This is a genomic window from Lentilactobacillus kosonis (genome assembly GCF_003864335.1).
Classification (GTDB): domain Bacteria; phylum Bacillota; class Bacilli; order Lactobacillales; family Lactobacillaceae; genus Lentilactobacillus; species Lentilactobacillus kosonis.
In genome coordinates, this window is record NZ_BEXA01000005.1 from 18918 (window position 1) to 43086 (window position 24169).

The window sequence follows — 24169 nt, forward strand, 5'->3', positions numbered from 1 at the left end:
CTCCATCCTTACTATAAAGTGGCTGTTCCAGATTTCATAAACCAATAATTTGTTTTACTATGTCCAAGTCGATATAAGTTGGTTGAAATGACTTGGCTGGCATTATTTTCATTTGGTAACGCTGTATACGTATCTGCCGCTGTCCACCAAATAACCAACTGATGGTCATCATTTGCCAATTTATCAAACGGCAATTTGAGAAACCGTTTTTTACAGTTAGATACTCTCTAGCAACCTCATGTTTTGCATCAATAACTTTTCCGTGTAAGCTGGTTTGCCAGATACTCGATACGCATATGGAAAATTCTCAAAATACTCTAGATAACCATCATTGGTAATTCTAATTCGATCGTTACGAACAGATTTATAATTAGCTGGAAATCTTGTGCCCTCCCATAAGCTTCCACTGTGTTGAATAACCTTGTTGTACAATTTGCGAGACGACTTGATGGCAGAATAATAATTCAAATAAGTAGGCTTTTTAATTTGTTTGAAATTAGATCTAGTTAATCTTTGCCATGCAGAAATTACACTAGTATTTTTGCCTATTAAGGGTTTACGAATATCATAACTTAACTTTTCAATGTTAAAGTACGCGTACTTTGACCCATTCTTAACCTTGAATCCATCAACTTGAATATTTGTGCCTTTGGGAATTTTGATAATCACACTTTGGCTGCTGGTTTTGACCTTTAATGTTTTTTAGTAGTCAAAAACTGCCAAGTCTTACCTTCGCACTTGCAGTAACCTGGGTTGTGCCAACTAAAATTCCAGACACCAACAGCAAACCAAGACTAATTAATTTGTTTTTAATTTTCATATCTCTCCTCCAAAAATACTTTCAAAGACATGATACCCCAAATTACTTTGAAGAAAAATTCTCCATCCGAAACATCACCATTTCTTATTGTCTAATAATCATTAATTAATATTCGCATTCTAAATCATCGGAATATTCCTTGCTTTTTCTTACCTGAACAAGTACATTGTCAGACACCATCTTAATAATAAATGCCCTCGATACCGGATTATATCCAATATCGAAGGCATTTTTTTACTTGTATTAATTAAGATTAAAACTTGATAATGGTTCTACCCGTATGGTGTCCCGACTGGATTTTGGCAACTTCGTCAGGGATTTGGTCAATGCCAATTTCAGTTACTTGCAGCTGATCAGTGATATCCCAATCAGATGCCAACAAGCTCCAAATCCATTGACGCTTATCACTATCGACAGCCACTGAATCGATTCCAACTAAGGAAACCGCCCGTAATATGAATGGTAATACCGTAGTTAGTAATTGGGTACCCCCAGCGTTCCCCGTAATGGCAACTGAACCACCATAGGAAATTGTTGGCAGAATTTGGCTGGTAACTTCGCCACCCACCGCATCAATCGCGTAGTCATACTTAGCTGAAGTTAGCGGCTTTTGGTCCTTATCTAATCGACTAGCGGTAATTACGTGATCCGCTCCAAATTCTCGGGCCGTTTTTTCTCGTTCACCTGAATGAACTAACCCAGTCACTGATTGGAATCCTAATTGTTTCAGTAGGGCAATAGCCACACTTCCTACGCCACCAGTTGCTCCAGCAACCAAGATTCTTGCTTTGGGATTTTTTAGCCCAAGTTGCTGTAATTTTTCAACAGCCAGTGCAGCCGTAAAACCAGCAGTTCCCCAAATCATGGCTTCACGCATACTCATCGTTTCAGGAATATGAACTAGCCACTTACCCGGAACGCGAGCGTATTCAGCAAAACCACCAGTGTGGGTTACCCCAACATCATATCCCGTTAACAAAACTTCATCACCTGGGACAAACTCAGGATCATCTGACTGGACGACTTCACCACTAAAATCAACGCCTGGAATCATGGGATAATTGTTAACCACCCCACCATTAGGTTGAAAAGCCAACATATCTTTATAGTTTAGTGACGAGTAATTAACTCGAACGATGACGTTGCCTTCAGATAACATTGAAAGATCAATCATTTCTCGCTGGAAACTCAATTGATTATTATTTTCGCGAATCACAATTGCATTAAATTTATCCATTTACTTTCACCACCTAACAGCAGGATACCTTATTTTAATACCTTTTAGTAGCATAATGCCCTATTCTTTAAAGTCCTTTCATTTAGCACAAAAAATAACCGTCCCAGCGTCAATTGACTTAGGACGGTTATCGGAAGTTTTAAAATGGAAGTTTTAAAAACAGGAATTAAAGAATTTGACAGAACTCTAGCTTTTCATTGTTGGGCCCTAATACATTGAAGAAGCGAATTCCGTTATCCCAAAATGATGGGATTGATTGAATTTCACTATCGATGACGTTTAGGCCTAATTTATGAGCTTCATCGAAAGCTTTGTCAACATCAGTTGTGTTAATAGAGATATGACTAATTGATCCTTCATCACGAACTTCAGTAATTTCACCATTATATGTTTCGATGGTTAAATTACCTAATCTCATAAAGGCGCAACGATTATCGCCATTTGGAAAGTCACCGGCTTTTTCAAAGCCAAGTTTTTCGTAAAAGGCAATAGTTTCATCTAAATCTTTGGCCGGAATTCCAATATGTTGTACTCCGGTAATATAGTCAGTTAAACTCATTATTAAGTCTCCTATTCAGTTACTTTTTTACCAACATTCTAATTTTTGGTGTTTCAAGCCTCTAAAGATTCGCTTATCAGCCCATCCTGTGACAGCCCCTTGGCATAGAAATGCAAAGATGGTTCCCAAACCAAAGTTAGTAAATTGACGAGTGATGATAATCGCAATAATTGCCATAATTGTAGGTGGGATGTATGAAACCCACATCGCAATTGCCGCACTCCCCTTGAAGTACTTAAATCTCAAAATTTGCATCAAATCATCAGCAGGGTGTAACACGAAGTTAACCCGTTGATAAATTGAAATTGCAGTCCCGATTAATGCGACTCCAAAAAAGTTTAATAATACGTAAAAGCCAATCATTAGTGGTGTCTTAGCATCTGGTAGGCCGCTAAATACTGGATACTTACCCAAAGAAAAAATCTTCAAAGATTTGAATCATTGCTGAAAATGGTACCATGAAAATCAAATTTCCCAAAATTCGTTTCAAATCAAATTTACCGACCAATACAGCGTTTAAAACGGAAATCAACATTCCCAAAATCAAGAATGCCCAGAATAAATTCCAGTGAAGGGCCGTTCCTAAGTTTGCTTCGGCCGCAGTCCAGTACGCTGATCCTAAAAATGATGGATGAATTTTAGCACTAGTAACTAATGTTAAAACGTTCCCAGCTGAATTAATAATCAATGAAACAACAAAGTAAAATGTAGCCATCGAAGGTGATAACGCCTTCGACTTTTCAATGCTTGCAGGAGTTTCAGTCATTTATATCACCTGTCTTAATCTTGATTGCCGACTTTGACAACAGCCTTACTTACGTTAGTAATCTTGCCTTGAACAAAATCTTCAACTTCTTCAAGATCAAGAACATGGCTGATTAAGTCTTCAACATTCAACTTACCGCTTGAGAGCAATGCAAGTGAATCCTTGAATGAGTATGGGTTAATAAATGAACCTTGAATAGTTAATTGCTTTTGGAAAATTTCGTAAGTGTTCATAGTGAATTTTTGAGTTGGTTTACCAACCCCAAACATCAATACTTGTGCACCCTTCTTAGTAGCAGCAATGGCCTGTTCTTGAGTTGATGGTAGTCCAACGGCTTCGATAACCACATCGTAGTCAGCAGGAATTTCATCTTTTTCAGTATTAAATGTGTTAGTAACCCCAAAGTGTTCCTTGTTGTTGGCAAGCTTTGCATCACTCCGACCAGCTAAATCAACTTGGTGAATACCGTATGCTTGAAGCACTTGAGCAAAGATTTGGCCCATGAAGCCATCACCAATGACCAATGCTTTTGGTATGGGGTAACTTTAAGTAATTTAACACCATGAATCGCACATGAAATTGGTTCAACCGTAGCAGCAGCCTTCAATGAAACATTATCAGGAACTGGGTAAACTACTGAAGCTGGGGCAGTGAATTGTTGTTCGAGACCACCATTTCTAGTAACACCGATAGCTGAAAGATTGTTACATAGTTCTGGACGATCAGTTAAACAGAATTCGCATTGGCCACAATAGATGTTAGGGTCAACTGATACTCGATCACCGACTTTAAGGTCAGTAACTTCTGAACCAACTTCAGCAACTACTCCTGAGTTTTCGTGACCTAAAACAATTGGTGGCACAGCATCGGCTGAACCTGGTAGACCAGCATACAATGCATGGTCAGTTCCACAAATACCAGCATAAGCAGTATTGATCAATACTTCATTAGGTTTTAATTCTTGGGGCTTGATATCTTCAATTTCAAGTTTTTCTACGCCTTCTAAGACAAGTGCTTTCATAATTATTAATTCCTCCGAATAGTAAAAAATAATAGTATGAGAAACAGTGAGCAAGAGCTTGCGAACCATTTCACTTAATTCAACGTCAATATCGTAACACCATCTTTTAATTTGTGCAACCGGTTGTCTTATTATAAAAACACCATTGTCAAGGCGTACCACTTCTCGGATTAATTCAATTATCTATATTATATCCTACTTTCCACTTGCTTACCGATTGAAAAAATATTCAGATTGTGATTTTTTTATAAAAAAGAAAAAGCCCATTATCACTAGTGATAATGGGCTTTAAAAATAATTTATAAATTTTCAGTGGTCATTGAGTCACGATAGATTGCTTTAACATCATCTGGTGTTAACTTAATGTAACCATTTCGACTAAGATCACCTGTGGTTACAGCACTTTCAGCCATAGCATCAAAGTTAGTTTCATCTTTAATGCCCACCTCTGGTAATGTCATTTCAAATCCTAGTGAACTAATCCAATCATAGGTTTGCTTAATGGCTTCACTACCGGCTTCGTTTTCGTCCGAAACGGTGATGCCCCAAACATTCTTAGCAAATCTAGCCAAAAGTTCGTGGGTCGAAGAATCTTTTTGCACCGCCTTTAACCAACGAGGTGTCAAAATACCCAAACCAACTCCATGAGTAATATCATAATATGCTGATAGTTCATGTTCCATTGGATGAACGGTCCAGTTATTGACATCGCCTAAACCAACAATTCCATTTAGCGCCATCGTTGCGTTCCACATCAAGTTAGCCCGAGCATCATAGTTATCTGGTTCCTTAATCGCCACTGGAGCCCACTTAATTACTGAGCGCATTAGTCCTTCGATTAAGCCTTTAGAAACATCGTTATTGATTGACCGATCGAAGTATTGTTCAATCAAATGACTCATAATATCCATTGACCCAGCCGCAGTTTGCCGAGTTGGCACTGTGAATGTCAAGCTAGGATCAAGGAAAGAAACTGCTGGAGTATTAGGACCACCAGTACCAAATTTTTGATGGGTCTCAGGGTTAGAAATTACCGAGCCACGATTCATTTCTGAACCAGTAGCTGATAAGGTCAAAATATCAACCAATGGTAATTGTTTTAATGCCATTCGCTTACCAGAGTCAAGAACCAGGTCCCAAGGGTCGCCTTCATAATATCTAGCAGAGCCAATGACTTTACTAGCATCAATTACTGAGCCACCACCAACTGCTAAGATAACGTCAATGTTATTATCCTTAACTAACTGTTGACCCTTTCTAACAGAATCAATCTTTGGATTAGGTTCAATTCCCGGTAATTCAGTAATATTAAGACCATCAAGGGCCTTAAGAACTCGGTCATACAATCCTGACCGTTTAACAGACTGACCACCATATACCAGTAAGACATTACCACCAAAACTGGTAATCACATCACGTAATTCACTATCAATTCGATCTTTACCGAATCTGATATCGGTTGGATTTTTAAAACTAAAGTTTTCCATCAAATAAACCCTCCATTTCAGATATTAATTTTATACCGAAACAGAGGGAAAAACGACCATTTGACCTTTATTTGTTTAGATAACTGAGTGGTTTTTTAACTTCCACCTTGGTACCGTCGTACTTGTCTTTAATATATTTTTGAATGACTGGTTCATGATATAACTCAACCAACTTTTTATACTTAGCATTATCAGCATGCTTCTTAGACGTTGCTAGGATATTAATATTGTCCTTAGTACTGTCATTGACCTGCTCATGAAAATTGAATCTTTCAGTACATTTAGATTGCCTTCGAGAGCCACTGTATTTGAAATTAGCACTACGGGAACGCTCTTTAATACCCGCGGACCAGTTGTATCATCAATTTCATTAAATTTTAAATGATGCGGATTATAAATAATATCACGGGTATCGCTTAACGCGTTAAATCCAGGCTTTAATTTTAGTAGACCAGCGGTTTGCAATAATAATAAGTCTCTCGAAGTATTAGCCGGATTATTAGCAATTGCAACGGTTGTGCCGTTAGGAATATCCTTAACGTTGTGATATTTATTTGAGTAAATTCCTAGTGGCTCAAGGTATGTAGTTCCCAACGCTCTTAGTTGCCCATTTTTATTTTCTTGATTATAAGCTTGCAAGTAAGACCATGATTGAAAGGCGTTCACGTCAACTGTTCCATCGGTAGTCGCCTTGTTTAATTGTACTCCGTCAGTAATTTGTTTAACGCTAATGTTTAAACCTAATTTTTTAGCCTGCGGACTCTTAGCAATATGCTGCCAAATATCATAATCTGATCCTTGTGAGCCAACCACAATTTGATTATGGCTGGCCGAGTTGGCAGTCAATGAATGGACCCCAACCCCAGTCCAACAATCACTACTAATGCTCCCACGATATATTCGATTCGTTTTGGTAACTTCATTTGATAACTTCCTCTCTGTATTAAAATTATCGATACTCCATTCCACCATCCACGAGCAAAGATTGACCAGTTAAGTAGCTACCCTCAGGTGATGCAAAAAAGCTCACCACATTAGCGACATCTTCAGGAGTTGCTTCGCGACCTAAAGAGATTTCAGACAACACATCTTTTTGTTGATCAGGAATTGTTTTAGATTTAATTGCCGCGGTTCTTTTATCAATTGCATCCCGCATCGGTGTCCGCACCACCCCAGGATTATATGCATTAACCGTGATTTGATATTTGGCCAATTCTTTAGAAGCTGATTGAGTTAGTCCACGAACGCCAAATTTTGAAGCCGAATATGCGCTTTGAAGAGCTGATGCTTCAACCCCAGCTAACGAAGCCGCATTAATAATCCGACCACCGTGTCCCTGACTAATAAAATGCTTGGCGGCAATTCGAATTCCCCAGAATGTGCCTAGTAAATTAACATCAATCAATCGCTTAATCTTTTCGGGTTCAGAGTCCACAATCGAATCAATAAAGGCCACCCCCGCGTTATTAACAAATACCGCCAACTCGCCTAAATCGGCCACTGCCTGGTCAACTGCCTTAGAAAAATCCTCTTCATTAGCGATATCTACTTGGTAGGCAGTAGCGGTATTCCCGCTAGCAACTAATTCAGCTGCAGTTTGCTTTGCCGTTTCAGCATTAATATCTAATACTCCGATGGCGTAGCCTTGCTGACTCAACTTCTTTGCCACTGCTTTACCAATTCCTTGTCCAGCACCTGTTACAATTGCTAATTTTGTCAATATTTCCACCCCACTAACTTTGAATGACAATACAAAAAGCCGTTTCTGTATTTAGTACAGAGACTTTTTATCGTGTTACCATTCTGAGTTTAATTATTTAGTCACCTAAACAAATCTCGCCAACCATCTTAAGACTATCCACTAGTAAAAATGGTGTGTCCCTTAACGAGGACCAGCCCGTCTAACACTATTATTCTCATAATCGCGTTAGCCAATCATCGGCCATTTTCACCGTTTACCAAAGATTGACTTTCATCAATATGTCAACTCTCTGCACAATGGTTCCGGGCTACTTTCCGAATCGATTTGTTTAAATCTTATTAGATAATCTATCATTTAATTTTAATTTAGTCAACACTGATTTTTAATAATTTAAATCGTCATTGTTTGTGGCCCTACTTTGAGCACCTTTTTTTCTTAAGTTAGCGGCGAAATGCAAATTAACAAATTTTTTCCAATAATCTTCGCTATATCGGTACCTCACTCTGGTATTGGCTTTGTTTTTCCAAACCTTTGCATCACCCTTGCTAGCTAATTTCAATACGCTTTTAATTTGTCGGTTATCACTACTTATTAATTTCCCGATAAGTCGTTGATTGAAGCCACTATATTGTGCCAATTGTTTTTTAGGTATATAGTACCGCCAATTTTTTAGCTTAATTTGTTTCAATGCTTGCGATAATACCTTTAGACGTTGGTCCATTTTTTGATCATTATACTGAATCACCACCGATTTAGTTATATAAAACGGCGTAACTATTTTATAATTTCTAGTGTAACTATACTGAGATCGCATCTTTTGGCGTTGAGCTGAACTTTTATAAGTTGCCAAACTCACAAATTTTTTATTAGGATGAACCTTATAAATCCATTGTTTGGCATTAATTTTAGTTTGAGCCTTTTGTAAAACCGCATTCGATTGACCAATTAATTTTTTAGCCACTGTAAAATCATTTCTTGATAGGTTAGATTTTGCCGCCTTATCAAGGCTAAACCTAAAATTATGCAAAGATACATATTTACGTGCTAATTTATTGATCCTTAATGACTCAGATGATGGTTCTGGAATACTACTAAGCAGCTGGTTACTAGCTGCATCAGTAACCAATTGATTCGAAAAAACAAATAGAGATGCTAATAAAATTGCCGTTAAAGTCACTTTAAATTTATTCATGCCACTCACTCCTCCATATTATAGTTATCATGCTATAACAAATATGTTCTTATTACTAGTGGCCTTAATACACTTCTGCAACCACTCCCATCATTTTGATCTTTGAAATATTTCTTCTTTCACCGCGGACATTATCAATTCAACTGGCATTGCTGTACCTGTCCATAATTTAAATGCCGCCGCTGCTTGAAAAACTAACATTCCTGTCCCGTTCATGGTAATGCAGCCATGCTGATTCGCGATTTCTAGTAATGGCGTGATTAATGGAAAATAAATCGCATCAAATACAACTTGACCTGTATGTAGTTCCGACAATTCTGTGTTTGTCAACGGCAATTCCCGACTACCAGCCATACCAATACTAGTCCCATTCACAATAATCTCCGCCGTCCGCATTAACTTAATCAATAAATCGTGGTTGGCAAATGAAATCACCTTAACCTGGCTACCCCAACTTTGTAATTCCTGTTTAGTATCTTCAAAGGTGGAATTATTACGTTTAACAACTGTCACATGACGTACTCCAGCGTTAATTAATGCAAGGATTATTGCCCGGGCGGCCCCGCCTGCGCCTAGCACGAGCACTTGTTTTCCCTTTGCAGAGATACCTTGATTAGTTAATGCATTAATAAATCCTTGACCGTCAGTATTATATCCCTTCAATTGGCCCTGTTCGTTAACGATTGTATTCACCGCTCCAAGTTGGCTAGCGGAGTCTGACAATGAGTCTAAATAAGGAACCACCGATCTTTTAAAGGGCATCGATAGATTAACACCACCGATTTTCATCAGTCTCATGGAATCTAGAACTGGTTTAATCGTTTGCTCAGCCACATCAAACGCCATGTATATCGAATTGATTTGCAACTCGTTAAATGCCGTATTATGAATTAACGGCGACATGCTGTGATGAGCTGGGTGTGCAATTAAGCCATACAGTTTCGTATTTGCATCAACCATCTACTTCACCACCTGAAATTGTTCCATAATTTGTTCAGTAACTTCTACTGGCGATAACCGATCAGTGTGAATTTGAAAATCACTCACTTGTGAGTATGCGATCTGGCGTTGTTTAAACAACTTGTTGAGCCCCGAGGGCCCCAATTGTTCTACCAGTGGCCGGCCATCACTATCAGTAATCCTTGCCAAGGTTGTCTCAATTGAAGCTGCCAGTAATACCACTGGTGCACCCATTTTATTTAAAATTTGTTGATTATTTTCAGGAATTGGCGTTCCTCCACCAGTACTTAAAATGCCCGATAAATGCTCGGTATCACGCAAGCACTGTTGCTCGATTTTTCTAAATCCCGCTTCGCCGCTTTGTTCAAAAATTTCTTGAATCGACATGCCAGCTCGCTGAACTACCAGTTCATCGAGATCAAAGTACTCTTTGTCTAATTTTTGAGCTAATAATTTGCCAACCGTTGATTTTCCACTACCCATAAATCCGACTAAGATTAAGTCCATTGACACTACCTCCTATCAATCAATTGATTTTCTAATTGCTTGAGCTTCACTAAATACTTGATGAATGCGTTGTTCATCACGTTGTGCAATTGCCGTTTTCATTTTCATCAATTCATCCGTAAATTGAGTTAATTGTTCTAAAATAACAGTGTGATTACTATCCATAATTGCGGTCCACATATCCGGATCAGCCGCAGCAATTCTGGTCGTATCCCGAAAGCCGCCTGCGACTAATTTGGCATCAATATCTGTGCTATTAATAGTCTGTAAGGCAGATAACGCTAACGTTGAAGCGATTATATGCGGTACGTGGCTAGCGGCCCCGACAAATAGATCGTGGTCATTTTCAGTGACAATTTGCCAATTCGCATCTGCTTTACCAAGTAATCGTTGAATCGTCTTCACTCCTGCATGGTCAGTGGTTGTCGGAATCAAAAAGTAAGCTGCGCCAGCAAATAAGTTGTCTCTACCTGAACGAGCCCCAGTTAAATGAGAACCTGCCATTGGGTGACCACCAACAAATGTAATCCGGCGTGCAACTAATGAATGTGCAACCATCATGATTTCAGATTTAGTGCTGCCAACATCGCTCACAATCACATGGTCTTTAAGATTCAATGTTCCTAATTGCTTAATCTGACGTTTGATAACATCCACCGGTCCGCACAGGAAAATAATATCGGCCGTTTCGGCTCCAGCTATAAATGTGGTTAATTCATCTACATACTTTTCCCTAATCAAAAATTCACCATTTGCTAGATCTGGGTCATATCCCAAAATTTTAACGTGTTGACCGCTTCGCTTAATATTACGCGCTAATGAACTACCAATCATTCCCAGTCCACTTATAAACACAGATTCCATACAAACCACCCCTTAACTTAAATTAATGAATCTAGATCCGTGAAAAAATTTGGATATGAAATCGAAACTGACTCTTCACCCGTTAAAGTTAGTGGCTGATCAACTAATAGGCCAGCTATCGCTAATGTCATACCAATTCGATGATCACCATGGCTATTTACCTGAACGTCTACTGGTCGCCAATCTTTGCTTCCCGTTATAACAAAACCATCTGCTTGTTCGGTAATTTGAATCCCTAATTTTTTAAATTCTTGAGTAACCGCTGCGATGCGGTCAGTTTCTTTAATCCGTAATTCCTCAGCTCCCGAAATTTGGCTGGTACCGTTTGCTCGCGCACATAACAATGCAATGATTGGTAATTCGTCAATTAATGCTGGAATTTCATCGGCTTGAATGTTTGTTGCTGATAATTCTGAAGTGCTAATGATCATGTCTGCAAATGGTTCACCATCGTCATGCTGATGTTCAAGATCAATTTTCCCACCCATACGTTGAATCACTTTCAAAATGCCTGACCTAGTCACATTAATACCGACTTTATGCAACCTTACCCGTGAGTTGGGTACCATCAATGCTGCAGCAATAAAAAACGCTGCTGAGGAGATATCCCCTGGAACGGTTAACTCGATTCCAGTCAATTTTGGTTGCGGCTTTACCTGAATTGTCAGCTGGTCATCGCTGGTAGTAACTTCGCCGCCAAATGCATTCAGCATTGTTTCGGTATGATTTCTCGTTGGTAAGACTTCTTTAATTGTTGATGGTTCTTCAGCTTGTAATGCAGCTAAAATCAGTGCGCTTTTACTTGTGCTGAGGCTACCTGCATTTGGTAATTTATCCCATGTAATTGTTGTCCCATAATTGAAACTGGTAAGTGCCCCGAAGTAGTTTGGATATTTGCCCCCATGGTCATTAATGGTTCACTAACTCGTTTCATTGGTCGCTTTGATAATGATTCATCACCAATTAATTGAGTGGTAAAGCATTGACCACTTAATAAGCCCATGATCAATCTGGTAGTAGTTCCAGAATTTCCCATTTCTAATTCTTCAACGGCAGGTTGTAAGCCACGGAAGCCTACGCCGCGTACGATCACTTGATCACCATTAAAATCAATCTTGACCCCTAGATTTTTAAAGGCATTCACGGTTGATAAACAATCATCTGAAAATAAGAAATGATTGATAACAGTTATTCCCTGACTAATTGAGCCTAGCATCACTGCCCGATGGGAAATACTCTTATCACCAGGAACCATAACGGATCCATGTAAACCGGTTTGTGGTGCTAACGTTAGTGTTTTCATTCTGAAGCTCCTAATTAAAAGTTTTTAAATTCTTTGCGATACTCACTAATTTGTGTTTGTAGTCGCTGTAAGTTACTACCATCAAATGTATCAGTGATTGCTTTAACTAATTCAATTGCCACCACACTCTCAACCACGATTGAGGCTGGGACGATTGCTGTCGTATCCGAGCGTTCAACGTTGGCTTTCATCGTTTCCTTAGTGGCAATATCCACACTTTGCAATGCCTTGTATAAAGTGGGAATTGGCTTCATGGCCGCCTTAATGACCATTGGCATCCCATTAGTCATTCCCCCCTCAAATCCACCTAAGTGATCAGTTAGCCGACCAAATCCGTCATCTGCTTGCCAGTCAATTTCATCCATTACATCACTTCCAAGACTGGCTGCTGCGTCAAACCCGTCACCAATTTCAACTCCTTTAATCGCGTTAACCCCCATCACAGCTGCGGCCATTTTGGCATCTAGTTTAGTATCCCAACTAATGTAGCTACCTAACCCCGCAGGAACATTCGTTGCAACGACCCTAACAACGCCCCCTAATGTGTTACCATCTCGCTTAGTTTGATCAATTAAATCATGAATTGGCTGTACCTGATCTTGATCAATAATTCTTAAATCATTTTGAGTAATTGCTTTTTCAATCTTTTCAACATCTAAGTTTCGATGCGAATTAGCTGCCACCGATCCAACTTGATCAACATGACCAACAATTTGAATATCTAGCTGGTCAAGCAGTTGTTTACAAATCGCACCGATGGCCACTCTAATCGCAGTTTCTCGAGCTGATGAGCGTTCCAATACATTTCGCAAATCGTGATGTCCATATTTCATCCCGCCAACTAAATCCGCATGACCAGGACGAGGTCGATTTACCTGTCTCAATGTATTTTCGGGAGTTTCTGGACTGGTTGGATTCATGATGTCACTCCAGTGAGCGTGATCCCGATTCTTAACCACCAGTGCAATCGGTGACCCTAACGTTTTACCATGGCGAACCCCGCCAACGATTTCGACTACATCATGTTCAATTTTTTGACGGTTTCCTCGACCATAACCGCCTTGTCTAGCAGCTAGCATTTGATTAATACCATCAACATTGATTTGTATTCCGGCTGGAATGCCTTCGATAATTCCGGTCAATTGTGGTCCATGAGATTCTCCTGCTGTTAAGTAGTTCATTTGCTTACCTCCGCTTGGTGTAATAAGTTTCGTTGCTGTTGCTTTGATTTATCCATAATGACCTGGAAGATATCAGCAATCGCATTTACCATTACTGGATTATCGATTGCATTAGTCGCCTTATTAATCACCTTTAATTCTCGGTTTGTATCCAATACTGGTTCCCCAGTTTCTTCTTTTACCGCCGCAACCAATTCAGTAAGTAAAAAACGTTGGTTTAATAAATCTGATAATTGATGATCAACCAGATCAATTTGAGTTCTTAGTTGTTCTAATTCTGTCATTTAAAGTTCCTCCTACTTATTTTTGTCTGAATTAACATTTATCACTGCGGTTGGTACCGCTCCTTGATTGGACTTACCTTGAGCGCTGAGAATCGTGATTAACGCTAGGATTGCGCCTACAATTCCGATTAGCACATCAAAATTAATTACAGATTGAATATTACTGTTAGCTAACTTGCCAGTAATAATTGGAATCGTGAATGTCGCAATACTTCCAAAGGTCATGTACAATCCAGTAATAATTCCTTTATGCACAGGAAACATTTTTAGCAGTAGATTCAAAGCGACTTGTAGCACCCCGCCGACTGCCGTGAAGCCAAAGATTCCTGCTGCAACTGCCATTAAGAACTGATTGGTTAATGTGCCAATTGAGAATAGTGCTAGCAATGAAATCAACGTTGAACAAAGTAAGACTTTTTCTTCAGCCACCCCGATTTTTAAAATAACGAACGTGGCAATTACCCCTGCAATAGACCCAATGCTGTAAAGCGAAAGCAATCCATGAGCCATGATTAGCGAAAGTCCTAATTTACGTTGGGCAAACACGGTGATCCACTGGGTAAATAAAATCATAATTGCCATCGAGGTATAACCATACATTGACAAAGCCACGGCTGAAATTAACTTTCTAATACCGTGAAGCTGATTGTCAGTTTGCTCAGCCGATATCGTCTCAACACTAACATCGGGAAACTTAACCGACCACATAAGCCACAAGTTGATAATCAATAACCCACAGGGAAGAATAAATGACCAACCAAACCATAACTTATTGGTTTCAAGTGTCGCAACGATTAATGGTAAGATGAACTCGCCCAATGACATAAATGCTTTAATAAAAACATTAGATGCTCCAGCGTTACCACCCATTTCAATAAATGTTGGATAAGTTCCGGCATCAAAGGCTGAGTTAGCGACTCCTGCTAAAATAGCTAACCCGTATGCCATAACCAAGTTAGTTGTGAATGGCATCCCAATGAAGAATACTAAGTAACTCATCATTCCCAGCATCACCATCCGCTTACGACCAAATCGATCGGACAGGTATCCAAATAAGAAATATGCAATTAACTTACCAATTCCAATCCCAGAAATTACGTATGAGACCGTTGCAATTGGTACATGCCAGAATTTTCCTAATGACTGCATGTTTTGCGTTAAGATGATTAACCCAATTCCATGAATTATGTAGTTGATATATAAAATTAGTGATAATTTTTTTCTTAATGTTGGTTCCATTTAATTCACTCCTTAAAATAATAAAAAAAGGACCAGCTAGAAAATCTAGCTGGTCCTTGTCTTTTTTGAAAACTCTAAAGACTAAAACACTAATTCCAGCTAGACTCATCGCCTAGCTGGTCAACCATCATCGGTTAAACTCTGCTTAGACGTGAACGCATGTGCGTCCACGCAAAAGCAGACGCTATCTCAGTAAATAGATAGCTATAATAAAACGCATTTACTTGATGATTAGTTAGTGTCATAGTTTTCGGCTTCCTTTCGTTTTTTATGTTGAATCTATTAAAACAATTAACTTATCGGTTGTCAACACTCATTTCAATTTAATTCAATTTTAATCAAAAGCGAATCAACATATTTACTAAAAAAATAAGGTACCAGCCAAATAATAGCAGTACCTTAACCAATTCATTATTTAATTTCTTCGAGTCCTTGGCGTTTCCGGCCTTTATTGAACCATGGACTGACAGTAAATGCCAAGACATCATTAACCACATATACTGCTGAGTTAACTGCCATAGCCAACGTTGCGTCACCTTGGCTAAACGTAATCCCCCAAAGAATTAGTTGGAAGATTCCTGAGAACAACCACCAGAAATATTGATTACTGTAACGCATGAAGCACATGATTCCTGCAGTTAAGCTAACCGAGAAGCTCAATGCATCAACATATGGTCGCGGATCGTTAGTTAAGTGACCAATTAGCCAGCCAGAAATGGCATACACGGCTAGTGTTCCAACAATGGCAATCATCCATTGCTTAGCCCCAATTTTCGAATGTTATGAACAGTATCATCATTCCATGACTTAACCGATAAGAGGATCGGTAAATCAAGGGTTGCAATATACGCCAATTGTTCAAACATTGATAGGTAATTTTTGGCGGTCCAACCCGCATATATAAAGCAGATTGATGATAAAATTCCTAGCCATCCGTTAACAGCTTTGGCAGCACTAATTGATAAAATACACAATACGCCTAATGTTGTTCCAATAAAGGTTATAAATGCCAATGGTGTAATGGGATTAGAGACTAACGTCATAATTTGAAGCCCCATTGAAAACCAAAAAAACGTAATAATTTTGTTGGGGCCAACCCTTAACCTGGTTAACTAACCACTTAAAGTACGTAATTAAATTATGTCGTTCGTTTGTTGATACTGAATTATCCAAAATTTTCCACTCCCAATAATTAGTTGGGCTGCAGCCTTAATACTATATATAGCGTCATATTTAAAAAACAACACTATATATAGTATATCCGGATTGACTTAAAGTCAATCACTGGTTGTGAACAATTTAGTTATATAGTTTTAAAACAACTTATTAATACTACCAGTAAACCTAGTAAATAAGCCAGCTAAATTTTAGCTGGCTTGTCATTTATTAACTTTTTAATTACTATTCACGTTTGGGACTTGTCCATGTGCCACTACCCCGACCTAGAATTGTCTTAACAGCCCCTTTAAATGTCCAAACTAGACTTAACGGATTGATAATCCAATACACCATCGTATAGAGTGGCGCAAATAACCAATATTTTATTTTAGCGCCATTAAAATCAAGAATCAATGCGGTTAATAATTGCATACCTCCTGCTAAGGATTCACTAGTAATCATTACAAATGAATAGATGATGTAACGTAAAATGCCCTCATAGTTGCCAGTCATTAACAATGAGATAATTATGCCTACCAGAATTAATGTAGAGATAACAAAGAAAAACGACCAAACAATTGAAAGGGTTGAATCTATAAACATTGTAAATTGATACTTATTTTTAATCGGATGATTGATGAACGCCATAATATTTGTTAACCACACTTCAGTACCACCCTTTGCCCATCGACTACGTTGACGGAATAACTCACCAAATTTTTCTGGCACTGTCATATTAAACATAATTTCTGGAGCAAACTTTGGCACAGTTCCTTTTAAATGTTGGTCCCAGGCAATACTAATATCCTCGGTGGCTCGATCTTGGCGAAAACCTCCCACCTCAAAAAGGGCCGCTTTCTTGTACATTGTATTAGCTCCACTATAAGCGTACATCGAATTATTAATTGCACTTTGACTTCGCTTAATAATGCCAACAATACTCGAGAATTCAACTGTTTGCGATTTGCCCAAAATTGTTGTGCGATTTTGAACATCCATATTAGCTGTAACTGCAGCTGTATTAATGTCTGAATCATGGGTAAAGTAGTCCATATACTTTTTTAGGGCATCTGGTTCGGGTAACGTGTCAGCGTCATTACTTAAAATATACTCACCTTGGGCAAAGAACATACCCACATTAAAAGCGTGAGCCTTTCCCTTATTCGCATCAATTCGAATTACCCGTAAATTAGCATACTTAGTTTGTAACTGAGCCAAAATTGTGGGAGTTGCATCCGTCGAGCCGTCATCCATAACTAATATTTCATAGTTTTCGTAGTTCAATTTATTAAATAAATAGTCAAGTGTGCTGGCAATCATGACCTCTTCATTATGTGCTGGAATCATTATCGTAATTAGCGGCTCAGCAATTTCTTCATCAGGTATCGCCTCAAGGTTTTCTCGATTGAAAATCCGATACATTATGGCACCCCAGAACCAAAAAAAGGCTCCTAATACTGGATAGAGTGACAACAATAATACCATCCACTGTAAAAACCCCATATATCCCATATCTAATCTTCCTTATCTTCATTATCGATTTCCTTAACTAAATCGAGTAATTTACCATTTTCAATATTTAACTCTTCCGGGATAACTAGGGTCCTAACCTTGTATCGATATTCTTGTTCACCATACTTCTCAGTCGCAAATGCTTCCATTCTATTAATAATGACCTCTCGCTTAATGGGATCAAAGTTTGGCCAATTATTCAGATAATGTTTACTACGCTCTTGCTGAATGATTGCCATTGAAATTGAAAATCCACCAATGATCACAAATGAAAATACCAAGATAATCATCAAAAATATCCCGAACGAAACCACATCATCTAATCGAAGATCAATTCCAACAATTTTAAGGTGTTGCTTTGTAAACACGATGGATACGAAGGTGACTGGAATAACAACACCAATCCAACCCAGTAGGGCAATTAAGATCTGCTTGGATTTTAATCCCCAATGCCCCCGTTCAAAAAATTCATCAGTGTAGTTGCTTTGATCACCACGTTGCCCATTTTTTTTAGTCATTTGCATGTCACCACCTTATTCTTGAATCTCCATTGGCTTACCAGTGTAATACCCTTGGACATAATTAATGCCCAGTTGTTTAGCTAAGCCATAATCAGCGTCAGTTTCCACTTTAGCAAGCACTACCACAATCCCGTGCTCTTTAGCAAAGGTAACCCATGAACCTAGGTTCACATCTAACCACTCATGAGGTTCTGTTTTTCGATATTCATCCATAGAACACTTAATATAATCTATTGACTCAACCAACTCATTTAACTTATTAAAATCCTTAGTAGTTGTGCCAACTGAATCAACACTAAATCTGGCCCCAAGTGATCTAGCCAATCTGATTCGTTCTAATACCGCTTTTTCTCGCCAGCCTTCTATACTAGCTAATTCAGTTTCGATTACTAACTGATGGTCTTGATTAATACTAATGACTGATTTAATAAATGGCTCGAAGCTGGGATTTAACAACTGTTCTGTGGATAGATTAATTGCCACATCCTGTCCATTAGGAATTGACTTTATGGCTTCTTTCATTAACGCTAAAAATTGCTTTAACGTTAATAAATTAGGTCGCCATGGGACCTGCCATTGGCCTTCATCATTCATCTCTCGCAACAACAATTCATATCCCAACAGATTGGATTCATTATCAAACTGGGGTTGGCCAAAAACTTTAAATTTCCATGCGGTCCCGTCCTTCTTTGACGGTCATAGTTTCTTGAATAACCAATATATGCTATCGTTACGGCACCAAAAAACGCCAAAATAATAATGGTTGCGGTAACTAATTTATTAATAAACATTGTAAACAATTTAATAACCTACTTAATATGGATTCTAAAAGCTAATAATTATACTAATTAAGATAACTATAAGTCAACTCAACCAAATTTGAATTAATTGTGGTTATACTCCCCACTGAAGAGCAAATAATACCCCCAAAATATTAAAATTAGTTATAATTTGGATAGATTTATAAAGGGGGATTTTAAATATGACACAACAATTAGGCGAACACGATCTCGGAACATACGATTACGTTTCGGATGCATATAACAGCAACATGCGAATTTCAGAATACAAATTACCCAATTCTTTACCTGATGGTGATCAAACTGTATTCGATACTGACGTTATTAAGATGACCATGAATATTCAAAATCAACGGGTGGTTAAGGTAACCATCATCACTCCTGAACCAACCTCTTCAACCTACATGCAAGTATTTGAAGGATTCGAATTCGGGTTAGATGCATTAGGTACGTGGATCAATACCTATCATCGATCTACCTCGACTCATGGCAAGGCTTCTGACGTTGTTAATGGTATTCTCGCTAGCTATAACACCACTGAAGCAAATGTATTAACTGTTAGTTTAACTAGAGCTGATTAGTATAACCAATAAGTTATATAATCAAGTTCTAATACATTGTGCACAATGTATTACTTTAACCGAATGCCTGAATTTTGCAAGATATATTTTGTAACTTAATAATTTGTAAATTAGTTGTCATTTATATTAGCCGTAGTTGCTGGTATAATTTTATGTTGTCATGATAACTTCAGATTGAATAGCAAAGATTATTTTTAAATCATTTGATAGATGTCAGTGGCCCGGGCTTTGCCTGCGCGCTGACTTTTTTATTTCTAATATATTTTACTTACTGTATTTGCAATTTAAATTTACTCAATTCTATTACCCGATTTAAATAATTTGCTGGTCATTCTGAAAAAAACAAATTAGAAAAGAGTGAAGACGATGACGTACAGCCTACTCATTCGAGTAATTGCTGAATTTATTGGTACTGCCTTATTGGTGATTTTAGGTAATGGTTCCGTGGCCAATGTGGATTTAAAAGGCACTAAAGGAAACAACGGCGGTTGGATATTAATTGGACTTGGATATGGTGCTGGGGTTATGATTCCCGCCATGATGTTTGCCACAGTTTCTGGAGCCCAAATCAATCCAGCACTAACTTTGGCAATGGCCCTCAATGGGTTATTCCCATGGGGAGAGGTAGTTCCCTACATCCTAGCGCAACTTTTAGGCGCTATGCTCGGTCAATTGATCGTTGTCTGGAGCTACAAGCCCTACTATGATAAGACCGAAAATCCTCGAGCAATTCTAGGGACATTTTCAACCATTGATAATGCTGATTCTAATCGGGATGGTTTCATCAACGAGTTTGTTGGTACCTTTATCCTGATTTTCGGTGCCTTAGCTATTACTCACGATATCGCATTTAAAGCCAATATTGGACTAGCTAACTTTACCCTTGGATTCTTAGTAATGACTTTAGTTGTTTCTCTTGGTGGAGCTACCGGTCCAGCATTAAATCCAGCTAGAGATCTAGGTCCTCGAATCATCCATGCTCTCTATCCTTTGAAGAACAAAGGTGATTCAATGTGGCACTATGCCTGGGTTCCAGTTGTTGCCCCACTCATCGCCGGAGTGGCTGCTGTCTTTGTATTTAAATTTATCTTCATGAATTAACAATAAAAAACTGATGCTTTAATCGCATCACGGTTTTTTATATTTAGATTTTAATTAATTTTTATAATTAATTGGCATTGTCACATCAAATTGACTGCCACGAATCACAAACGATTCTGAGTTACTCAATTCTGCAAAATACAGATGCACAAATCTTGGTCGATAAGTATCTGACTTACGGTTCAATAAAATGTGTAAATAGTAACTTCGCTTTGCATTTGGAGCTAGCTCTTCGCCCTGACCACTATCTATTACTGTCTTATCACTACTATTAATTTGCTTTTGGTCTGGTAACACGATTTGCTTTAACCCACCAACAATAATTGAATGACTAGAATTATTAGTTACCGTATATTGAGCTTTTAAATAAGTATAGGGGCCCGTAATTTCATTAGTATCAAAATCATTACCTGAGTTGAATCGTTGATCAGCATTCATTGGTTTATTAGTAGCAATCTTAACTAGATCGACCGTTGTACTAACCTGACCAACACTTTGAGAGTGCTTAGTGGTGGTTGATAATCCTAATAAGGAAATTTTTCCATAATGATCACTGTAAAAATATTGACCAACTTTTCTGAGTGGTGCATGGCCGACGTTATTAGGATCGCTAACATCTGCCACCGGCATCTCATCATCACTACCACTACTTACGGCTGATTCAGCCGTTCTGGTCATTAATGCCCCATGTAATGAGTGATTAATCATCGTGAAGCCAATCAACATTGCGACAATTAAAAAGCACAGATTGGCAATTAATATTAACCACCATGATTTATTCGTAGTTATCCAATCATTATTTTTGTATTTCGTGCGTCGACTCATATCATCAGAATTTTTAGTCGTTTCGATTTCTTGGATGTATCTATCCTCATCGTCAGGAAGCGGTTGAGTATAAAGATCCCCAATTAAAATTCCCAAACTGAAAATAACAGCCATGATTCCCCATAGCTTTAGGTCAGGGAAATTTTTATTAGCATCAACCATTGATGAAACTAGTGCTAATCCTGTAAACAATGCTGGCACCCATTTAATTAGTCGTTGCTGTATATTTCTAAAAATAATTTCACTCAAACCAGCTAATGCGATTAACAAGGAAAAGTAAAAGCCGAATAAATTACCCTCACTGCCAGTAGAATTAGCAAATGATAACGTCGCATTAACTAACGACGACTGATATGAAATTACCAATGCCAATATTACAAAGATAATTCCAACAACTAGTTTAACTTTTTTCAAATTTTTACCCCCTAGTGACAGAAATAATGATATCACAAGCGGGAATGATGTTTTGACATCCGAATAGAAATTTAACCTTTTCTGAAAATATTCCATCATCATAATTATTTCAATCAAATTTATCTTGTCAGTAAATTATAGTTGACATTCTTATGAATAGTCTTTATATTTAAATAGTAATTATTACTATTTAAACGGAGGCGTCAATATGGAAAAATTAGATTTAGCTTCTTCATATCGCAAATTAAAGAGCCCCAATATCAAAACTCGTAAGCGAGCTTTAAAGGCGCTTCATGATGTTAAACGGCAAAAGGGAACTAAATAGACGCAAAACCGCTTAAGACTTCGGTAAACTATCGACACTTTAAGCGGTTTTTATTATTTTCAGCTAATTAGTTTAGCCGCAATCCATGCTATAAGTCCAGTTGGATTACGACTAATCATACATAATTTATAAACCCTCTCAATAAATAAAAAACACTGCTCACTAGTCCTTTAGTGGCAGCGTTTCGATAATTAATTATTGCAATTTAGCCAATGCCTTTGTTGGCACATCATTTTTATTAACCTTTTCCCATGAAATAACTTGGCTTCGCTTTTCATTGTAACTAACTTTAAGATAAGCTCCCATTTTGAGCGGCCTAGTAATCGGGCCACTTGTGAATTTCAATCTAAGCTTACCTCCATTTGATCATAACCAGCTTGATCATATTTATACTGCTTGTATGAATCGCCAATCCTTTCGCCTTTAGTAGTAATTTGGGTATAGTACGGGATACCACCATAGTTGCGCAAGTACCAGCCATAGCCGGCAGCAAACAACCCCACAAAAATAATTACTACAATAATTAGGCTAATAATTACATTACGTCGTTTCATGTTCTCCTCCATTATTAACGAATTAAGAATAACGAGGCTACGAGTGCCCAAATATCACAATGCCAATTGTCATCTTTCGATAAATTGATAGAATGGCAATGTATTCTCGTAGCATTGCACTTGGTAAGAAGTAAAACGAGGTTGGCGCACCAACTCCTTGAGCATTCAATCCGGCTCGTTTAGCATAGATTGCTCCTCGCAGAACGTGGTAGTTATTGGTAGAAAAGACAATTTTAGGTTCACCAGTCTCGCCACGTGATTTCCAATCCGCTTCAATTTTCTGCTTTGAAAATAACATATTTTCATATGTTGAAGTAGATTTATCCTCCAATATAATACTTTCTTCAGGAATGGACTGGCCTTTTAGATACTTAGCCATAACATAAGCTTCGGAGTATGGTTCATCGGGGCCCTGACCGCCACTAGGAATCATAAATGCGTGTTTAGCCGCAAAACTCCTAAAATACTGAATTGCCCGATCTAATCTACTTTTTAGCAGAGGTGAAACTTCATCAGACCTAACTCCGGCCCCTAGCGTAATTACGTAATCAGCTGGGTACTTAACCGGAAACATCTGATACATAAATGAATAGAAGAGATACCCCACAAAAACAAATGTTAGTGAAATATCCACCATTAGTACCCAAAATATAATAGCAATAATGGCAGCTGGCCAATCGCTCGCATACCTCAATGCTAAGTAACCAAGTAGCACAATTAAGATCAAGTTCACACCAAAAATTAATGATAGTTTAGCGGTTAAACTCTTACCTTCCTTAACCTCCATCACCCGACTGTTAGCAATCAACGCAGCCCCAGCCAGAATTGGAAAGCCGATCAATCCAAATAAAATAAATAACACAACTGCTTCGGTGCTTTCCGGTACCATCCCCACAATCGCATTTGATAAACTAATTACTCCTGATAATAATAAAATTATCAATCCGGCAAAGAAAGTTAACCCAGCAAAAAAGTTTCTGCGATCCTTTCGCAATCTCAATCCTGCTAATATTGCCAGAATCGCTCCAAAGATTATCAGTGTCATAACATACCACCTTAATATATTGTTTAACTTAATTTTACATTGTGGTTCATAAAAAAGGAAATTTAGCCAATTTAAATCAACAAATTTAAATGCGTAATTATTTTTGAATCCTTTAAATTAGTTTTTAATTTTCAAAATATCCTTACAAATTTATCTATAACCATTGATAGTATTGCCATTCTGGTTTACCGTAATTACTGATGCAATTAAT

At 38.1% G+C, this 24169-nt stretch carries 22 protein-coding genes and 6 pseudogenes; 3 read left to right on the forward strand and 25 right to left on the reverse strand.

What is annotated here, in order from left to right:
• Nucleotides 1-11: 11 nt before the first annotated feature.
• The 21 genes and pseudogenes from NBRC111893_RS10700 to NBRC111893_RS08410 all read right to left on the reverse strand — a co-directional run.
• Nucleotides 12-179: a hypothetical protein gene (locus NBRC111893_RS10700; protein WP_160114469.1), complete on the reverse strand. Its 168-nt coding sequence runs from the start codon at nt 177-179 to the stop codon at nt 12-14.
• Nucleotides 180-216: 37 nt separating this feature from the next.
• A complete protein-coding gene (locus NBRC111893_RS08315) occupies nt 217-669 on the reverse strand; it encodes a hypothetical protein (RefSeq protein ID WP_125008687.1) in 453 nt (150 codons plus the stop codon).
• Between the two features lie 404 nt (nt 670-1073).
• Complete coding sequence (locus tag NBRC111893_RS08320) at nt 1074-2057, reverse strand: acrylyl-CoA reductase family protein (protein ID WP_125008688.1); 984 nt, start codon at nt 2055-2057, stop codon at nt 1074-1076.
• 166 nt (nt 2058-2223) lie between these two features.
• Nucleotides 2224-2616 (reverse strand): VOC family protein, encoded by a 393-nt coding sequence (locus NBRC111893_RS08325; RefSeq protein WP_125008689.1) that lies wholly within the window; start codon nt 2614-2616, stop codon nt 2224-2226.
• An 11-nt stretch (nt 2617-2627) separates the two neighbouring features.
• Nucleotides 2628-3331, reverse strand: a pseudogene (locus tag NBRC111893_RS08330) (DUF6198 family protein).
• Between the two features lie 65 nt (nt 3332-3396).
• Nucleotides 3397-4403, reverse strand: a pseudogene (locus NBRC111893_RS08335) (zinc-dependent alcohol dehydrogenase family protein).
• A gap of 299 nt (nt 4404-4702) precedes the next feature.
• Nucleotides 4703-5890: an iron-containing alcohol dehydrogenase gene (locus NBRC111893_RS08340; RefSeq protein WP_125008690.1), complete on the reverse strand. Its 1188-nt coding sequence runs from the start codon at nt 5888-5890 to the stop codon at nt 4703-4705.
• Between the two features lie 67 nt (nt 5891-5957).
• A pseudogene (locus NBRC111893_RS08345) lies at nt 5958-6813 on the reverse strand (MetQ/NlpA family ABC transporter substrate-binding protein).
• A 26-nt stretch (nt 6814-6839) separates the two neighbouring features.
• A complete protein-coding gene (locus NBRC111893_RS08350; RefSeq protein WP_125008691.1) occupies nt 6840-7610 on the reverse strand; it encodes an acetoin reductase in 771 nt (256 codons plus the stop codon).
• A gap of 364 nt (nt 7611-7974) precedes the next feature.
• On the reverse strand, nt 7975-8784 hold the full coding sequence (locus NBRC111893_RS08355; RefSeq protein ID WP_125008692.1) for a hypothetical protein: 810 nt from the start codon (nt 8782-8784) through the stop codon (nt 7975-7977).
• 90 nt (nt 8785-8874) lie between these two features.
• A complete protein-coding gene (locus tag NBRC111893_RS08360; protein ID WP_125008693.1) occupies nt 8875-9744 on the reverse strand; it encodes a shikimate dehydrogenase in 870 nt (289 codons plus the stop codon).
• Nucleotides 9745-10251, reverse strand: coding sequence for a shikimate kinase (locus NBRC111893_RS08365; RefSeq protein WP_125008694.1), 507 nt, complete (start codon nt 10249-10251; stop codon nt 9745-9747).
• Nucleotides 10252-10266: 15 nt separating this feature from the next.
• Nucleotides 10267-11115 (reverse strand): prephenate dehydrogenase, encoded by an 849-nt coding sequence (locus tag NBRC111893_RS08370; protein WP_125008695.1) that lies wholly within the window; start codon nt 11113-11115, stop codon nt 10267-10269.
• Between the two features lie 17 nt (nt 11116-11132).
• Nucleotides 11133-12418, reverse strand: a pseudogene (gene aroA / locus NBRC111893_RS08375) (3-phosphoshikimate 1-carboxyvinyltransferase).
• Nucleotides 12419-12432: 14 nt separating this feature from the next.
• A complete protein-coding gene (gene aroC, locus NBRC111893_RS08380) occupies nt 12433-13599 on the reverse strand; it encodes a chorismate synthase (RefSeq protein WP_125008696.1) in 1167 nt (388 codons plus the stop codon).
• Nucleotides 13596-13883, reverse strand: a complete 288-nt coding sequence (locus NBRC111893_RS08385) for a chorismate mutase (RefSeq protein WP_125008697.1) — start codon at nt 13881-13883, stop codon at nt 13596-13598. The genes aroC and NBRC111893_RS08385 overlap by 4 nt, the downstream gene beginning before the upstream one ends.
• A 12-nt stretch (nt 13884-13895) precedes the next feature.
• The gene (locus NBRC111893_RS08390) at nt 13896-15122 is read right to left on the reverse strand and encodes an MFS transporter (protein ID WP_125008698.1); all 1227 of its coding nucleotides are present in this window, start codon (nt 15120-15122) and stop codon (nt 13896-13898) included.
• Nucleotides 15123-15533: 411 nt separating this feature from the next.
• Nucleotides 15534-16295: pseudogene (gene pnuC / locus NBRC111893_RS08395) on the reverse strand (nicotinamide riboside transporter PnuC).
• Between the two features lie 228 nt (nt 16296-16523).
• On the reverse strand, nt 16524-17792 hold the full coding sequence (locus NBRC111893_RS08400; RefSeq protein ID WP_125008699.1) for a glycosyltransferase family 2 protein: 1269 nt from the start codon (nt 17790-17792) through the stop codon (nt 16524-16526).
• A gap of 2 nt (nt 17793-17794) precedes the next feature.
• Nucleotides 17795-18310, reverse strand: coding sequence for a hypothetical protein (locus tag NBRC111893_RS08405; protein WP_125008700.1), 516 nt, complete (start codon nt 18308-18310; stop codon nt 17795-17797).
• 15 nt (nt 18311-18325) lie between these two features.
• Nucleotides 18326-18967: pseudogene (locus NBRC111893_RS08410) on the reverse strand (EAL domain-containing protein); the annotation flags it as partial.
• A gap of 328 nt (nt 18968-19295) precedes the next feature.
• Between NBRC111893_RS08410 and NBRC111893_RS08415 the strand changes: the two are divergent.
• Both NBRC111893_RS08415 and NBRC111893_RS08420 read left to right on the forward strand, forming a co-directional pair.
• Complete coding sequence (locus tag NBRC111893_RS08415; protein WP_125008702.1) at nt 19296-19694, forward strand: hypothetical protein; 399 nt, start codon at nt 19296-19298, stop codon at nt 19692-19694.
• Between the two features lie 366 nt (nt 19695-20060).
• Nucleotides 20061-20795, forward strand: a complete 735-nt coding sequence (locus NBRC111893_RS08420; RefSeq protein WP_125008703.1) for an MIP/aquaporin family protein — start codon at nt 20061-20063, stop codon at nt 20793-20795.
• Nucleotides 20796-20849: 54 nt separating this feature from the next.
• Here NBRC111893_RS08420 and NBRC111893_RS08425 read toward each other — a convergent pair whose 3' ends face one another.
• Nucleotides 20850-22034: a CPBP family intramembrane glutamic endopeptidase gene (locus NBRC111893_RS08425; protein ID WP_125008704.1), complete on the reverse strand. Its 1185-nt coding sequence runs from the start codon at nt 22032-22034 to the stop codon at nt 20850-20852.
• Between the two features lie 208 nt (nt 22035-22242).
• Between NBRC111893_RS08425 and NBRC111893_RS10710 the strand changes: the two genes are divergently transcribed.
• On the forward strand, nt 22243-22359 hold the full coding sequence (locus NBRC111893_RS10710) for a putative metal homeostasis protein (protein WP_160114471.1): 117 nt from the start codon (nt 22243-22245) through the stop codon (nt 22357-22359).
• Between the two features lie 195 nt (nt 22360-22554).
• Here the strand turns inward: NBRC111893_RS10710 and NBRC111893_RS12205 are convergent, their stop codons facing one another.
• From NBRC111893_RS12205 to NBRC111893_RS08435, 3 genes are read right to left on the reverse strand one after another with little or no spacing between them, the layout of a single operon-like run.
• Entirely contained in the window at nt 22555-22704 is a 150-nt protein-coding gene (locus tag NBRC111893_RS12205) for a DUF1093 domain-containing protein (RefSeq protein ID WP_369689733.1), read from the reverse strand.
• On the reverse strand, nt 22701-22913 hold the full coding sequence (locus tag NBRC111893_RS12210; RefSeq protein ID WP_369689734.1) for a YxeA family protein: 213 nt from the start codon (nt 22911-22913) through the stop codon (nt 22701-22703). The genes NBRC111893_RS12205 and NBRC111893_RS12210 overlap by 4 nt, the downstream gene beginning before the upstream one ends.
• A 37-nt stretch (nt 22914-22950) precedes the next feature.
• Complete coding sequence (locus NBRC111893_RS08435) at nt 22951-23958, reverse strand: YdcF family protein (protein ID WP_125008705.1); 1008 nt, start codon at nt 23956-23958, stop codon at nt 22951-22953.
• Nucleotides 23959-24169 lie beyond the last annotated feature (211 nt).